At 71.5% G+C, this 13,938-nt stretch carries 13 protein-coding genes; 5 read left to right on the forward strand and 8 right to left on the reverse strand.

Going from position 1 to position 13,938, the window contains the following annotated elements; all coding sequences use genetic code 11:
• Nucleotides 1-88 precede the first annotated feature (88 nt).
• From ACFYZE_RS26960 to ACFYZE_RS26980, 5 genes are all read right to left on the reverse strand, one after another.
• Complete coding sequence (locus tag ACFYZE_RS26960) at nt 89-874, reverse strand: FAD:protein FMN transferase (RefSeq protein WP_388999156.1); 786 nt, start codon at nt 872-874, stop codon at nt 89-91.
• A gap of 12 nt (nt 875-886) precedes the next feature.
• Complete coding sequence (locus ACFYZE_RS26965; protein WP_388999159.1) at nt 887-1,693, reverse strand: FMN-binding protein; 807 nt, start codon at nt 1,691-1,693, stop codon at nt 887-889.
• A gap of 29 nt (nt 1,694-1,722) precedes the next feature.
• The gene (locus ACFYZE_RS26970) at nt 1,723-3,060 is read right to left on the reverse strand and encodes a ferric reductase-like transmembrane domain-containing protein (RefSeq protein WP_388999398.1); all 1,338 of its coding nucleotides are present in this window, start codon (nt 3,058-3,060) and stop codon (nt 1,723-1,725) included.
• A gap of 124 nt (nt 3,061-3,184) precedes the next feature.
• Nucleotides 3,185-3,682: an FMN-binding protein gene (locus ACFYZE_RS26975; protein WP_388999162.1), complete on the reverse strand. Its 498-nt coding sequence runs from the start codon at nt 3,680-3,682 to the stop codon at nt 3,185-3,187.
• 7 nt (nt 3,683-3,689) lie between these two features.
• A complete protein-coding gene (locus tag ACFYZE_RS26980; protein WP_388999165.1) occupies nt 3,690-5,039 on the reverse strand; it encodes a ferric reductase-like transmembrane domain-containing protein in 1,350 nt (449 codons plus the stop codon).
• A 208-nt stretch (nt 5,040-5,247) separates the two neighbouring features.
• Here ACFYZE_RS26980 and ACFYZE_RS26985 point away from each other — a divergent pair, with 208 nt between their 5' ends.
• Entirely contained in the window at nt 5,248-5,988 is a 741-nt protein-coding gene (locus ACFYZE_RS26985) for a response regulator transcription factor (protein ID WP_388999168.1), read from the forward strand.
• The gene (locus tag ACFYZE_RS26990; protein ID WP_388999171.1) at nt 5,985-7,487 is read left to right on the forward strand and encodes a sensor histidine kinase; all 1,503 of its coding nucleotides are present in this window, start codon (nt 5,985-5,987) and stop codon (nt 7,485-7,487) included. Before ACFYZE_RS26985 ends, ACFYZE_RS26990 begins: the two co-directional genes overlap by 4 nt.
• Here ACFYZE_RS26990 and ACFYZE_RS26995 read toward each other — a convergent pair.
• The 3 genes from ACFYZE_RS26995 to ACFYZE_RS27005 form a co-directional block, all read right to left on the reverse strand.
• On the reverse strand, nt 7,474-8,178 hold the full coding sequence (locus tag ACFYZE_RS26995; protein WP_388999173.1) for a L,D-transpeptidase: 705 nt from the start codon (nt 8,176-8,178) through the stop codon (nt 7,474-7,476). The two genes, ACFYZE_RS26990 and ACFYZE_RS26995, sit on opposite strands and share 14 nt — an antisense overlap.
• 3 nt (nt 8,179-8,181) lie before the next feature.
• Entirely contained in the window at nt 8,182-8,769 is a 588-nt protein-coding gene (locus ACFYZE_RS27000) for a pyridoxamine 5'-phosphate oxidase family protein (RefSeq protein ID WP_388999175.1), read from the reverse strand.
• 136 nt (nt 8,770-8,905) lie between these two features.
• Nucleotides 8,906-9,781, reverse strand: coding sequence for a hypothetical protein (locus tag ACFYZE_RS27005; protein ID WP_388999178.1), 876 nt, complete (start codon nt 9,779-9,781; stop codon nt 8,906-8,908).
• A gap of 235 nt (nt 9,782-10,016) precedes the next feature.
• Here ACFYZE_RS27005 and ACFYZE_RS27010 point away from each other — a divergent pair, with 235 nt between their 5' ends.
• From ACFYZE_RS27010 to ACFYZE_RS27020, 3 genes are all read left to right on the forward strand, one after another.
• Nucleotides 10,017-11,219: an argininosuccinate synthase gene (locus tag ACFYZE_RS27010; RefSeq protein WP_388999181.1), complete on the forward strand. Its 1,203-nt coding sequence runs from the start codon at nt 10,017-10,019 to the stop codon at nt 11,217-11,219.
• Nucleotides 11,220-11,316: 97 nt separating this feature from the next.
• A complete protein-coding gene (gene argH, locus ACFYZE_RS27015) occupies nt 11,317-12,747 on the forward strand; it encodes an argininosuccinate lyase (protein WP_388999184.1) in 1,431 nt (476 codons plus the stop codon).
• 198 nt (nt 12,748-12,945) lie between these two features.
• Nucleotides 12,946-13,788 (forward strand): alpha/beta fold hydrolase, encoded by an 843-nt coding sequence (locus ACFYZE_RS27020; protein ID WP_388999187.1) that lies wholly within the window; start codon nt 12,946-12,948, stop codon nt 13,786-13,788.
• Nucleotides 13,789-13,938: the final 150 nt, after the last annotated feature.

The raw sequence follows: 13,938 nt of genomic DNA on the forward strand, positions 1-13,938 counted from the left end.
GGGGGTACTCCAGTGCCCACCCGTGCCGCCCCTGGGGGCCCCAGGCGCCGTCAAGGCTCTGGGGGAGGCACGAGTGCCCGCAGCCGGGTCACCCCAGCCGCGCCGCGAGACCCCCTGTGCACCGCACCTCGTCACCGGCGGTGATCAGCAGCGCCTCCACGTCCGGCAGTGACTCCAGCCACGCCAGCCCCGCCCGTGACCCCATCGCGAACGCCGCCGTGGCCCACGCGTCCGCCCAGGTCAGGCTGGGACCCACCACCGTCACCGCCACCAGGTCGGTCACCGCGGAGCGCCCCGTGCGCGGGTCCACGATGTGCGCGCCGCGCTCCGCGGTCCCCGACGTGGCCACGGCAAGCTCCTCCGCTCCGGCCGCGGACACCACCGCCGCCAGTCCGCCGGGCCGCAGCGGATCCGACACGCCGACCCGCCAGGGCCGGTGCGGTTCCGGCATGCCGTACATCTGCACGTCCCCGCCGCCGTTCACGCTCACGCCGCTCGCCCCGGCCGCCGCCAGGCGCCGGGCCGCCCGTTCCACCGCCCAGCCCTTCACGATCCCGGTCGGATCGATCCGGCCCGCGAAGCGGGTGCTGAACCAGCCGTCGCTGACCTGCTCCGCCTCCGCTCCCAGGGCGAGCACCTCGGCCACCTCCGGGTCGCAGTCCTCCGCACTCACCTCACCGCGGGCCAGCCGCGATATCTGGCTGTCCTCGCGGTAGGGGCTGAACACCTCGTCAACCCGGTGGAGATGGGCGATCGCCGCCTCGAGCGCGGCCCGTACGGCCTCGGGTTCCCCGCCGCGCACGTCGAAGGAGAAGACGGTGCCCATCACCTCCTCCGCGTGACGCAGCGCGGGCGGTGCCCCGGGGTCGGTCATCTGGTCCGCCACTCAGCCACCGGCCTTGTCCAGGGCCGACTGCAGGGACTGCTTGTATCCGGTGCTGGTATAGGTCGCGCCGGAGACCGCGTCGATGTTCGCACCCTGTGCGCTCACCGCCTCCTGGTTGAGTTTGGGGACGGCCATGGCGGTCTTCTGGTCGCTGAGCCCGCCCTTGGGCGCCTGCACTGCCTCGGCCTTGGTGATCTTGCCGCCGCTCACGGTCACGCGGACCTGGACGGGGCCGTACTGCGTCTGCGCCACGTTACCGGTGACCGTACGCGCCTGGGCCGCCGCCCCCGAGGACCCCGACGCCCCGGAACCGCCCCCGGACCCGGACGAGGACCCGCCACCGGAGGTGGACTTCGCCTTGTCGAGCGCCGACTGCAGGGACTGCTTGTACCCGCCGCTCGTGTACGTGGCGCCGGAGACCGCGTCGATCTGCGCGCTCTGCGCGGCAACCGCCTCCTGGTTGAGTTTGGGGACGGCCATGGCGGTCTTCTGGTCGCTGAGCCCGCCCTTGGGCGCCTGCACCGCCTCGGCCTTGGTGATCTTGCCGCCGCTCACGGTCACGCGGACCTGCACCGGGCCGTACTGCGTCTTGGCCACCTCACCGGTGACGGTCCGGGTGCCGGTCTGCTGTCCGCTGCCGCCCTGCGGCGACTCCTGGGCGGCGGCGGTCTGCTGCGGTGCCGCACCGCCCGCCGCCTGGGCCGAGGCGGGACCCGAGGCCGGCTTCAGGGACAGCAGCAGCACGATCCCGGACACGGTGGCGGCGGTGGCGAGCACGACACGCCGCACGGGGTGGCTCTTCCTCATCTTCTTCCAGGCTCCTGATTTCCCGTCGCTCACATCTCGAACGACTCGTGATGGATGCGGCGGGCGGGGACCCCCGCGCCGCGCAGTGCTTCGTACACCTGCTGCGCGAAGCCGGGCGGCCCGCACATGAAGACGTCGTGGCGGTCGATGTCCGGCAGCTTCCGGCTCAGGGTCTCCGCCGAGATGTCCGGACGCTCCCCGTCCGGGCTGTTGACCGCGTACATCAGCCGGGCGCCGCGCTCCTCCGCGATCTGCGCCAGCTCGTCCCACAGGGCCAGATCCTGGGTGGTGTTGGCGCGGTAGAGGAGGGTGATGTCGCCGGGGGCGCCCGGCAGCGTCTCGAACAGGGCCCGCATCGGCGTGATGCCGACACCGCCGGCCACCAGCAGCACCTTGCCCCGGCTGCGCCGGTCGGCGGTCAGCGCCCCGTACGGGCCCTCCGCCCACACCCGCGTCCCGGGCTCGAGGTCCCGCAGCGCGGAGCTGTGGTCGCCGATCGCCTTCACCGTGATGCGGAGCATGTTCGGGCGGGGCGCCGCCGACAGCGAGTACGGGTGCGAGCTGAACCGCATCCCGGGCGCGAGGAACCGCCAGCGGAAGAACTGCCCGGCCTCCGCGCCCATCCGGTGCAGCTTCCGCCCGCTCATCAGCACCGAGACCACCCCGGGCGTCTCCTCGACGACCGCCTCCACGCGCAGCCGGTGCCGCAGGTTGAGCCGGATCGGCGTGATGATCCGGTACCAGAGCACCAGCGCGGTCACCGACCCGTACAGCGCGTACCAGGCGGTCTTCGCCTCCGGCTGCACGGCGAACTCGTTGCCCGTCGACAGCTGGTGCCAGAACGACAGGTACGTGGCCGCGTAGGTGAGCAGATGGACGTGGTACCAGAGGTCGTAGGAGATCCTGCGCCGGACCGGGCCGATCGAGAGCAGGCCGATGAGGACCAGCAGGCTCGTGCCGACGGTGGCCTTGCCCACGTCCGGCAGCTGGTCGATCGAGTCGATGGTCTGCTGGACGATCCCACCGAGCCCCTTGCCGCTCTGCAGGGCGTAGCCCCACATGGTCAGGAACAGGTGGGCGAGGACCAGGCAGATGGTGTACCGGCCGGTCATGGCGTGCCAGCGGGCGACCCGGTCGGAGCCCACCCTGCGCTCCAGCGCGGGCACCCGGGCCATCTGCAGCACCACGAGGGCCATCAGATAGCCGGCGAGCAGGCCGGTGATCCGCCCCGCGTTGAGGATTCTGCTGTTGTTGTCGGCGATGGACGGCGTGTTCATCCACCACAGCCAGATGACGCCCGCCGCGCCCGCCCAGACGGCGAGCAGCAGCGGGACGGCGGGGGAGCGGCGTGGGCGGATGGCGCGCATCGTCTGGCGCCGCGCGGCGCGGCCACCGGCGATCGTGGACACGGTCTCCTCCGTGATCCTTCATGGGACGGGTGAGGCCAGTGGCCCCCTTGGCCCTGAGGTACGTGGCGGAGCCGCCGTGCGTTCAACCCTTCACGGAGTCCAGCGCCGACTGGAGTGACTGCTGGTAACCCTGGCTCGTGTAAGTGGCGCCGGAGACCACGTCGATGTTCGCGCTCTGCGCCGTAAGCGCCTCCCGGGTCAGCTGCGGGACGGCGTAGCTGTTGATCTCCTGGTCCCTCGGACTGTCCTGCGGGTAGGTGACCGCCGTGACGTCGGTGAGCTTGCCGTTCGTCACCGTGATCCGGACCTGGACGGGGCCGTAGCGGGTCTGGACGGAGTCCCCGGTGACGGTCTTGGTGCCGGTCGTGGCCGATCCGCTCGACCCACTCGACCCGCTGGAATCGGTGGACCCCCCGGACCCGGCCGACACGCCCGCACTGCTCGACGGCGCGGGCGCGGCCACGGCGATGCCGGGCGACGAGTGCGGTTTCATCGACAGCAGCAGCACCATCCCGGAGACGGTCGCGGCGCTCGCCAGCACGATCCGGCGCAGCGGGCTCTTCCTCTTCAACGCGTGCATGACTGCCTCACAGCTCGAACGACTCGTGGTGGATACGGCGGTCGGGGACCCCTGCCGCCCGCAGCGCCTCGTACATGTCCTCCGCGAACGCGGGCGGGCCGCACAGGTACACGTCGTGGTCGGCGAGCTCGGGCACCGCGCCGTGCAGCGCGCCGGGGGTCAGGCGGGGCCGCGAGCCGTCCGCGCCGTTGAGGGCGTACAGCACCTGCGCGCCGCGCCGGCGGGCTATGTACTCCAGCTCGCCGCCCAGCGCCAGGTCCTCCGCCGAGCGCGCCCGGTACAGCAGCGTCACCTCGCCCGGCAGCGTCTCGAACAGGGCGCGCAGCGGGGTGACGCCGACGCCGCCCGCGATCAGCAGGGACCTGCCGGTGGTCTGCCGGTCGGCCGTCAGCGACCCGTACGGGCCCTCCGCCCACACCCGGGTGCCCGGCCGCAGCAGGGCCACCGAGGTGCTGTGGTCCCCGAGCGCCTTGACGGTGATGCGCAGCTGGGTGCGGCGGGGCGGCGCCGACAGCGAGTACGGCGTGGACGTCCAGCGCAGCCCGTCCGTGAGGAACCGCCAGCGGAAGAACTGCCCCGGCTCGGCGCCCAGTTCGTCCAGGTGCCGGCCGCGCATGACGACCGACCACACGCCCGGCGCCTCCTGGTGCACCGACTCCACGCGCAGCCGGTGGCGCAGGTTCAGCCGCACCGGGGTGAGGAGCCGGAACCAGACCACCAGGGCCGCGACGCCCAGGTAGAGCGCGTACCAGGCGGCCTGCGCGACCGAGTTCCCGGTGAACTCGGCGCCCAGTGCCAGCTGATGACCGAAGGCGAGGAACACCGCCGCATACGTCAGCAGGTGCACGTAGTACCAGAACTCGTGGCTGACCTTGCGGCGCACGGCCCGAGCCGAGGTGATCCCGACGGCGAACAGGACGACCGTGCCGATGGCGGCCTTCAGCATCTCCGGGTAGTCCAGGACCACCGTGACCGTCTCGTGCACGAGCGAGGCCCGGTCCTGGGCGGCGTACCCGGTCAGGATCAGCACGATGTGCGCGACGAGCAGACAGACCGTGTACCGCCCGGCCATGGCGTGCCAGCGAGCCACCCGGTCCGAGCCGATCCGCCGCTCGAGGAGCGGCACCCGGGCCATCAGGCCCACGAGCACCGCGCAGGAGTACCCGCACAGCAGCCCCGCGATCCGCCCGGCCCCGGTCAGCCAGCCCGCCGTGCCCACTACCGAGCCGGTGCTCCGCCACCACAGGGCGACCACGGCGGCGGCTCCGGCCCACAGCAGGGCCAGCAGGGGGGCCGCCGGAGAGCGCCGGACGACCGGCGACAAAGGTGGCGCCTGCTGTCGGTGGACCGTGGTCATGATCTGTTCCTTTCGGACGTTTCGACGCCGCAACTGTGCAGGCGGAACCTCTGAGGCGGCTCTGAGGAGTCTGAGCCAGCGCTGAAGACGGCGGCGGAGAAGCGCCCTGGTCAGGGAAGTCGCCCCGGGCGCCCCGGGGCACTCATAGGGAACTCAGAGCGGCCCGCGTCCTCGGCCGCTGCCGTCAGGAGGGATCCTGGTAAGCGCGATGAACACTCCCCGCTCCGGCCGCCCCGCCCTCGCCCGCCCCGACGGCACGCCCCTGCGCGTCCTCGTCGTCGACGACGACCCCGACCTCGCCGAGGTGCTGTCCGGGGCGCTGCGCTACGAGGGCTGGGAGGTGCGCACCGCCGGTGACGGCGCCTTGGCCGTCGCCGAGGCCCGTGACCTGATGCCCGACGCCGTCGTCCTGGACGTGATGCTCCCCGACACCGACGGCTTCGCCGTGCTGCGGGAGCTCCACCATGTGAAACCGGACGTATGTGTGCTCTTCCTCACCGCCCGCGACGCCGTCGAGGACCGCATCGCCGGGATCACGGCGGGCGGCGACGACTACGTGACCAAGCCGTTCAGCCTGGAGGAGGTCGTCGCGCGGCTGCGTGGCCTGCTGCGCCGCGCCGGCATGGCCCGGCAGCTGGAGGAGGGGCCCCGGCTGACCGTGGGCGACCTGGTCATGGACGAGGAGGCCCGCGAGGTCACCCGGGCCGGCGAGCTGATCGAGCTGTCACCGACCGAGTTCGAGCTGCTGCGCTTCCTGATGCGCAACCCGCGGCGCGTCCTCAGCAAGGCCCAGATCCTCGACCGGGTCTGGTCCTACGACTTCGGCGGCCAGGCCCATGTCGTCGAGCTGTACATCTCCTACCTGCGCAAGAAGGTGGACGCGGGCCGCGAGCCCATGATCCACACGGTCCGCGGGGCCGGCTACGTGCTCAAGCCGGTGGCCCGGTGAGGGCCCGGCTGCGCGAAGCGGTGGCGCGCCTGCCCAGGCCGCGCACTCTGCGGGCCAGGCTCACCGCGGGACTCGTCCTGCTGCTGGCGCTCAGTTGCGCCGCCGTCGGGGTGGCCGCCGTGATCGAGCTGAACGGTTTCCTCACCGGCCGGCTGGACCAGCAGCTGCGGGACGTCGGCCCGCGCTTCGCGGCGAGCCTGGAGCACGGCGTCAAACCGTCGGACCACGACGGTGACGAGCACGCCGACACACGCCAACAGTCCTCCGGCACCTTCGGCGCCCGGCTGGTCGGCGACAGCGTCACCAACGTGGGACTGGTGCACCCCGGCAGCGACAGCACCGATCTCAGCGCCCCGCTGAGCACAGGGGACGAGCGCACGCTCGCCGCGGTGCCCGTGGACGGCAGGGGCCACAGCGTCTGCCTGTCCTCCCTCGGCGACTACCGCCTGGTGGCGACCGGCGGACTGGACGGTGACGTACTGATCACCGGGCTGCCGCTCGAGCCGGTGGACGCGGCGGTGCACCGCCTGGAACTGGTCGCCGCGGTCGTCTTCGGCGCCGCCCTCGCGGTCACCGGCGTCGCGGGCGCCGTCTGGGTGCGCTGGTCCCTGCGCCCGCTCAGCCGGGTCGCCGCGACCGCCACCCGGGTCAGCGAACTCCCGCTCGCCAGCGGCGAGGTGGCGTTGCCGCCGCGCGCGCCCGAGAGCGACCCGCGCAGCGAGGTGGGCCGGGTCGCCGGCGCCTTCAACCGCATGCTCGGCCATGTCGAGGACGCGCTCACCAAGCGGCACGCCAGTGAGGAGAGGCTGCGCAGTTTCGCCGCCGACGCCAGCCACGAGTTGCGCACGCCGGTCGCCTCGGTCCGGGGGCACGCCGAGCTGGCGCTGCTGCATCCGGGTCCGGTGCCGCCGCAGGTGACCCGCGCCCTGGAACGGATCGCCGCGGAGTCCGGGCGCATGGGCGAGATGGTGGACGATCTGCTGCTGCTGGCCCGCCTGGACGCGGGCCGCCCCCTGGAGCGGCGTCCTGTCGACCTCACCCGGCTGGTCCTCGACGCGGTCACGGACGCGCGGGCCGCGGGTCCCGGCCACGGCTGGACGATGGAGCTGCCGGAGGAGCCGCTGACGGTGACGGGTGACGCGCACCGCCTCCACCAGGTGCTGGCGAACCTGTTGGCCAACGCGCGTTTGCACACACCTGCCGGCACCAAGGTGACCGTGTCCCTGAAGACGGACGGCACGACAGCCGTCCTCACGGTCCACGACGACGGACCGGGAGTCCCCGCCGAGATCCAGCCGGGGGTCTTCGAACGCTTCACCCGCGCCGAACACCGCCGTCGCCCGGAACACCAGGGCGGCGGAGCGGGCCTGGGCCTGTCCATCGTGGCGGCGGTGACGGAGGCGCACGGGGGGAGCGTGGGTCTGAAGAGCCGCCCGGGGGCGACGACCTTCACGGTGCGCCTGCCCGCCGACGGCCCGGACCGCTCTAGTAGCGGGTGATCGCGGTCGTCCCGCTCGCGGTCCCGATCGCGATGTGCGGCCGGCGCCCGGGATCCGCCCACGTCAGGATCCGCTCCATCGCGTCCTCCGGCACCGACACACACCCCTCCGTCGCTCCCTTGCCGTTGACGTGCAGGAAGATGCCGGCGCCGCGGCCCCGCACCGGCAGGCGGTAGTTGAACCCGATGACGAGGGCGTAATCGTACTGCGGGTCGTACGCGATCAGGTGTTCCGACTCGGAGGCGCGGCAGTCGGCCGGGAGGGGCTCCGTCCAGCGGTTGTAGGAGAGCGAGTCGTTGTCCTGGCACCACCAGGTGTCCTGACGCACCCGCCGGTACGGCGCCCTCGCACCCGAGGGCGCGGCCTTGATGCCGAACGCGAACGGCAGGTCGTACAGGCCCGTCGGTGTCGTGCTCGTGCCCTGCCGGCGTGAGCCGCCCTCCACGAGCCCCTTCGCCCCGAACCGCGCGGGTGCCGAGCCCCGCTTCACCCACCGCCCGCCGCTGCGGTCCCACCAGCTGACCGTGCCCGAGGTCGCTCCGGTCGTGACGGCCTCCGCGGTGATCAGCTGGGTCCCGCCGCCGGTGTCGGCCATCCGTTCGGGCAGCGGGGCGTCCTCGGCGGGGTCCGGTGCGGCACCGAGCAGGAGGAGGGAGGCGGAGGCGAGAGCGGCGACGACACCGGGGCGCATGCCTCAGAACGTAGACGGAGGCAGGGGCAACGGCAGGCCCGGCAGGCCGTCCATACTCGTTCGGACGTGTTCTTTCCTCCGGAAGTACTCATCGAGGGAGGCGTCGTCCTCGCGCGCGAAGCGCTTGGCGTGCAGGTCGCGGTCCTCTTCATAGGCCATGAAGGGCACCGCGTAGCCACAGGTGTCCCGGATGAGCTCGGCGGTCACGACGATGACGGCGCGCAGACCGTGCAGGGTGGGGTCGATGTCGGGGAAACGCGTGAGCAGTTCCTTGAAGCGGGGGTCGTCGCGGAAGACCGGCTCGCCGCGGCCGTGTACGCGCACGATGTTCGGCGGGCCCTGGAAGGCGCACCACATGAGGGTGATCCGGCCGTTCTCGCGCAGGTGCGCGATCGTCTCGGCGTTGCTTCCGGCGAAGTCCAGATACGCCACGGTGCGTTCGTCGAGCACGGCGAACGAGCCCTTGAGGCCCTTGGGGGAGAGGTTGACCGTGCCGTCGGCCGACAGCGGAGCGGTCGCGGTGAAGAACAGGGGTTGTGCCTCGATGAACGTGCGCAGTCTGCCGTCCATGCGCTCATAGGTCTTTCCCATGTCCACGAGTATCGGGGCACATCGTTCGACTGTCTAAGGAATTCGCCGGTATGATCGGCGATCGCCTCGAACGGCGGTGTCCGGTCGCTCGTGGCCGCCCCGGCCGGCGCGCGGGGCGGCCACGACGCCTGTCACGTCACTTGGTGAGCGTGCAGGCGGCCAGTGAGTCCAGGCCCTGCGGCTTGGCGGACGTCCGGCCGATCGCGATGGCGATGCGGTCGATGGTGGACTTCCGCTTGTCCGCCAGCGGGCCGAGGATCGCGTTCTGGACGAAGTTCGGTCCGCCCTGGCCCACCGAGGAGGCGAGCCGCTTGTCGGCCTCGTCGATCTGGGTGTTGAGCAGGGTCAGGTTGCGGTCGACCTCGGCCTGGGCGGAGGCGGGGATCGCGGGCAGCTTCGACTTGACGTCGGGGCAGGAGATGGTGCCCGCGGCGCTGGTGCCGCCGGCGGCGTTCCCGTTGTTGCCGGCATTCCCCTTGCCCGCGTTCCCGTTGCTGTTCCCGCCGGCCTGCTGGGTCGCCGTCGCGCCCGGCGCGGCGGTGTTCGTGCCGCCGCCGCTCGCGGCGCCGCCGGCGTTGAGGGTGCACGGCGCCAGCGCGTCCAGTCCCTGCGGCTTGGCGGCGGTGCGGCCGATCGCCGTCGCGATGCGGTTGATCGTCGCCACCCGCTTGTCCTTGAGGGGACCGAGGATCGCGTTGTTGACGAAGTTGGGACCGCCCTGGCCCACGGTGTCCACCAGGCGCTTGTTGGCCTCCGCGATCTGGGTGTCGAGCAACTGGAGGTTGCGTTCCACCTCGGCCTGGGCGGATGCGGGGATCGTGGGGAGCTGTGACTTCACGTCCTGGCAGGTGATCGTGCCGGGCCCTGCCGCCAGGGTCCGGGCGCCGTTGCCCTTGGACGTCTCCCCGGCGAGGGCGGAACCGGCGATGACCGCGCCGGAGAGCACCACTGCGGCGGCGCCGCCGATGATCGCCACGCGGCGCTTGTTGTACTTCGGAAGAGCCCTGGACATGAAGATGCCTCACTCGGGTCGGGGTGACTGCTGTGACGAACACGGCGGTCACTGGCGTGACTGCTGTGAGAACGCGGCGCCTGCGTTCGGCGAGAGATACGGGAAAGCGATTGCTCCCGTTCAACGGGTCGCAAAGAGCGGGTCGCACGGCAGGTCGCGAGCGCGCCGCATTGACGAATCATGCAGAGTTCTGCATACTCATGCATGTCAGCGAGCGCAGTGTGAGGAGAACCCCGTGACCGAGCGCGTCGTACTCGCCTACTCGGGCGGTCTGGACACCTCCGTCGCCATCGGCTGGATCGCCGAGGAGACGGGCGCCGAGGTCATCGCCGTCGCGGTGGACGTCGGCCAGGGCGGCGAGGACCTGGACGTCATCCGCAAGCGCGCGCTCGCCTGCGGTGCCGTGGAGGCCGAGGTCGCGGACGCCAAGGACGAGTTCGCCGAGGAGTACTGCCTCCCGGCGATCAAGGCCAACGCCCTCTACATGGACCGCTACCCGCTGGTCTCCGCGCTGTCCCGGCCGACGATCGTCAAGCACCTCGTCGCCGCCGCGAAGAAGCACGGCGCCACCACGGTCGCCCACGGCTGCACCGGCAAGGGCAACGACCAGGTCCGCTTCGAGGCCGGCATCGTCGCCCTCGCACCGGACCTGAAGTGCATCGCCCCGGTCCGGGACTACGCGATGACCCGCGACAAGGCCATCGCGTTCTGCGAGGAGAAGAACCTCCCCATCGCGACCACCAAGAAGTCCCCGTACTCCATCGACCAGAACGTCTTCGGCCGCGCCGTCGAGACGGGCTTCCTCGAGGACATCTGGAACGCCCCGATCGAGGACATCTACGAGTACACCTCCGACCCGGCCACCCCGCGCGAGGCCGACGAGGTGATCATCACCTTCAAGGAGGGTGTCCCGGTCGCCGTCGACGGCAGGCCCGTCACCGTCCTGCAGGCCGTCCAGCAGCTCAACGAGCGCGCCGGCGCCCAGGGCATCGGCCGGATCGACATGGTCGAGGACCGCCTCGTGGGCATCAAGTCCCGCGAGGTGTACGAGGCTCCGGGCGCGATCGCGCTCATCACGGCCCACCAGGAGCTGGAGAACGTCACCGTCGAGCGTGAACTCGCCCGCTACAAGCGGCAGGTCGAGCAGCGCTGGGGCGAACTGGTCTACGACGGCCAGTGGTTCTCCCCGCTCAAGCGCGCCCTGGACGGCTTCATCGACGAGGCCAACCGGCATGTCTCCGGCGACATCCGGATGACCCTGCACGGCGGCCGCGCGGTCGTCACCGGCCGCCGTTCGCAGGAGTCGCTGTACGACTTCAACCTCGCGACCTACGACACGGGCGACACGTTCGACCAGTCCGCGGCCAAGGGCTTCATCGACATCTACAGCCTGTCGTCGAAGATCGCGGCACGGCGTGATCTTGCAGGCGGAGCCTGACACGGATCCGGCCCGACCGGCCCACCGGGCCGACGACCGCCTCCTCACTCGCCGTGGGGAGGCGGTGGCACACCGACACCCTCTAGGAGCGACCCAAGTGAGCAGCAACACCGGTGACGTACGGCTCTGGGGCGGACGTTTCGCCGACGGCCCCGCCGAGGCCCTGGCGAAGCTGTCCGCGTCCGTCCACTTCGACTGGCGGCTCGCGCCGTACGACATCGCCGGCTCCCGGGCCCACGCGCGCGTGCTGCACAAGGCCGGGCTCCTCACGGACGACGAGCTGACGCGGATGCTGACGGGGCTCGACCGGCTCGAGGCGGACGTCGCCGACGGCTCCTTCACCGGCACGATCGCCGACGAGGACGTCCACACGGCCCTGGAGAGGGGGCTGCTGGAGCGCCTCGGCCCCGAGCTGGGCGGCAAGCTGCGCGCGGGCCGCTCCCGCAACGACCAGGTCGCCACGCTCTTCCGTATGTACCTGCGCGACCACGGCCGGGTCATCGGCGGTCTGATCGCCGACCTCCAGGACGCCCTGATCGGCCTGGCGGAGGCGCACCCGGACGTGGCGATGCCCGGCCGCACCCACCTCCAGCACGCCCAGCCGGTGCTCTTCGCGCACCACGTGCTCGCCCACGTCCAGTCGCTGTCCCGGGACGCCGAACGGCTGCGCCAGTGGGACGAGCGGACGGCTGTGTCGCCGTACGGCTCCGGTGCCCTGGCCGGGTCCTCCCTCGGCCTGGACCCGGAGGCGGTCGCCGAGGACCTGGGCTTCGAGCACGGCAGTGCGGCCAACTCCATCGACGGCACGGCCTCCCGTGACTTCGTCGCCGAGTTCGCCTTCATCGCCGCGATGATCGGCGTGAACCTCTCCCGGATCGCCGAGGAGGTCATCATCTGGAACACGAAGGAGTTCTCCTTCGTCACGCTCCACGACGCCTTCTCCACCGGCTCGTCGATCATGCCGCAGAAGAAGAACCCCGACATCGCCGAGCTGGCCCGTGGCAAGTCCGGCCGCCTGATCGGCAACCTGACGGGCCTGCTGGCGACTCTCAAGGCCCTCCCGCTCGCCTACAACCGCGACCTCCAGGAGGACAAGGAGCCGGTCTTCGACTCCATCGACCAGCTGGAGGTCCTGCTCCCTGCCTTCACCGGCATGATGGCCACGCTGACCGTGCACCGGGAGCGCATGGAGGAGCTGGCCCCGGCCGGGTTCTCGCTCGCCACCGACATCGCCGAGTGGCTGGTGAAGCAGGGCGTGCCGTTCCGGGTGGCGCACGAGGTGGCCGGTGAGTGCGTCAAGGTCGCCGAGGCCGAGGGCAACGAGCTGGACGAACTCACGGACGAGCAGTTCGCGAAGATCAGCGCCCACCTCACCCCCGAGGTACGCTCCGTCCTCAACGTCCACGGCGCTCTCGCCTCCCGCAACGGCCGCGGCGGCACGGCCCCCGAGGCGGTCGCCGTCCAGCTCGCCGAGGTCAAGGCGGACCTCGCCGCGCAGCGGAAGTGGGCCACGGCCAAGCAGGCGTAGCAGGATCTCCCTCCGAGGGCCCGGACATCGCGTCCGGGCCCTTCGTGCTGTCCGGTCGCGCTGTCGCCGCGCCCGGTAACAGATGGGTTTCAGCCACTGTCCGGATTCTTGACGTCCGTCTACTCGGAGGTAACTATTCCGGTTGCGGTCGGCATTGCCGAACAGCGGTCGGCCCATACCGAGCACGAAAGGGACATCATGCGCGGATCAAGGGGAAGAAGTGGACGGCGAGCAGCCCGGCTCCTCGCCGTCGCCGCGACCGCGGCGCTGTGCACCATCGGCCTCGCCGCTCCGGCCGACGCGGACACCGTCGACATCGCGCCACCGGGCGCCAACGACTGGTCCTGCAAGCCGGACTCGGCCCACCCGCAGCCGGTGGTCCTGGTGAACGGCACCTTCAAGACCTCGTACGAGAACTGGCTGACCCTCTCGCCCGCGCTGGTGAACGCCGGTTACTGCGTCTTCTCCTTCGACTACGGCGACATGGAGACCGCCCCCGTCCCCGACTCGGCGGCCCAGCTGCGGGACTTCGTGAACGCCGTGCTCGGTGCGACCGGCGCCAAGAAGGTCGACATCGTCGGCCACAGCCAGGGCGGCATGATGCCCCGCTACTACGTCAAGTTCCTCGGCGGTGCGACCAAGGTCGACGATCTCGTCGGCATCGTCCCGTCCAACCACGGGACCACCAACCCGCTCGCCCTCGCCGCCGGCGCCACCGTCTGCCCCTCCTGTGTCGACCAGACGGCGGGCTCGGCCTTCCTGGCGAAGCTCAACTCCGACCCGGAGACCCCGGTCGGGCCGGACTACACGGTGATCACCACCCGTGACGACGAGGTCGTGGTCCCGTACACCAGCGCCTTCCTCGACGGCCCGGCCTCCTACGTCACCGACGTTCTGCTCCAGGACCGCTGTCCGCTGGACACCACCGAACACGACCAGGCCCCCAAGTCGCCGCTCGTCGAGCAGTGGGTGCTCAACGCCCTGGACCGGAAGGGCCCGGCCGACCCGGCCTTCGAGCCGCGCTGCGTCAGCACGGGGTGAACCGGCAGGCCCTGACGGTCGGCGCGGGGTGATGCAGGCCCTGACGGTAGGCGCGGGGCGAATCGAAAGGCCCCGGTAGATTGGGACGGGTTCCCGGCCCGCCGAAAGTGCAAGGAGCCCGCCATGCCGTTCAGCCTTCCCCAAGCTCTC

Source organism: Streptomyces sp. NPDC001796 (assembly GCF_042892355.1).
Classification (GTDB): Bacteria; Actinomycetota; Actinomycetes; order Streptomycetales; family Streptomycetaceae; genus Streptomyces.

Excerpts from the sequence above, each read along its gene's own strand:
- ACFYZE_RS27005 (WP_388999178.1), bottom strand. The coding sequence starts at position 9,781 with ATGTCCAGGGCTCTTCCGAAGTACAACAAGCGCCGCGTGGCGATCATC.
- ACFYZE_RS26995 (WP_388999173.1), bottom strand. The coding sequence starts at position 8,178 with ATGCGCCCCGGTGTCGTCGCCGCTCTCGCCTCCGCCTCCCTCCTCCTG.
- ACFYZE_RS26980 (WP_388999165.1), bottom strand. The coding sequence starts at position 5,039 with ATGACCACGGTCCACCGACAGCAGGCGCCACCTTTGTCGCCGGTCGTC.
- ACFYZE_RS26965 (WP_388999159.1), bottom strand. The coding sequence starts at position 1,693 with ATGAGGAAGAGCCACCCCGTGCGGCGTGTCGTGCTCGCCACCGCCGCC.
- ACFYZE_RS27000 (WP_388999175.1), bottom strand. The coding sequence starts at position 8,769 with ATGGGAAAGACCTATGAGCGCATGGACGGCAGACTGCGCACGTTCATC.
- ACFYZE_RS26975 (WP_388999162.1), bottom strand. The coding sequence starts at position 3,682 with ATGCACGCGTTGAAGAGGAAGAGCCCGCTGCGCCGGATCGTGCTGGCG.
- ACFYZE_RS27020 (WP_388999187.1), top strand. The coding sequence starts at position 12,946 with ATGCGCGGATCAAGGGGAAGAAGTGGACGGCGAGCAGCCCGGCTCCTC.
- ACFYZE_RS26970 (WP_388999398.1), bottom strand. The coding sequence starts at position 3,060 with ATGCGCGCCATCCGCCCACGCCGCTCCCCCGCCGTCCCGCTGCTGCTC.
- ACFYZE_RS26985 (WP_388999168.1), top strand. The coding sequence starts at position 5,248 with ATGAACACTCCCCGCTCCGGCCGCCCCGCCCTCGCCCGCCCCGACGGC.
- ACFYZE_RS26960 (WP_388999156.1), bottom strand. The coding sequence starts at position 874 with ATGACCGACCCCGGGGCACCGCCCGCGCTGCGTCACGCGGAGGAGGTG.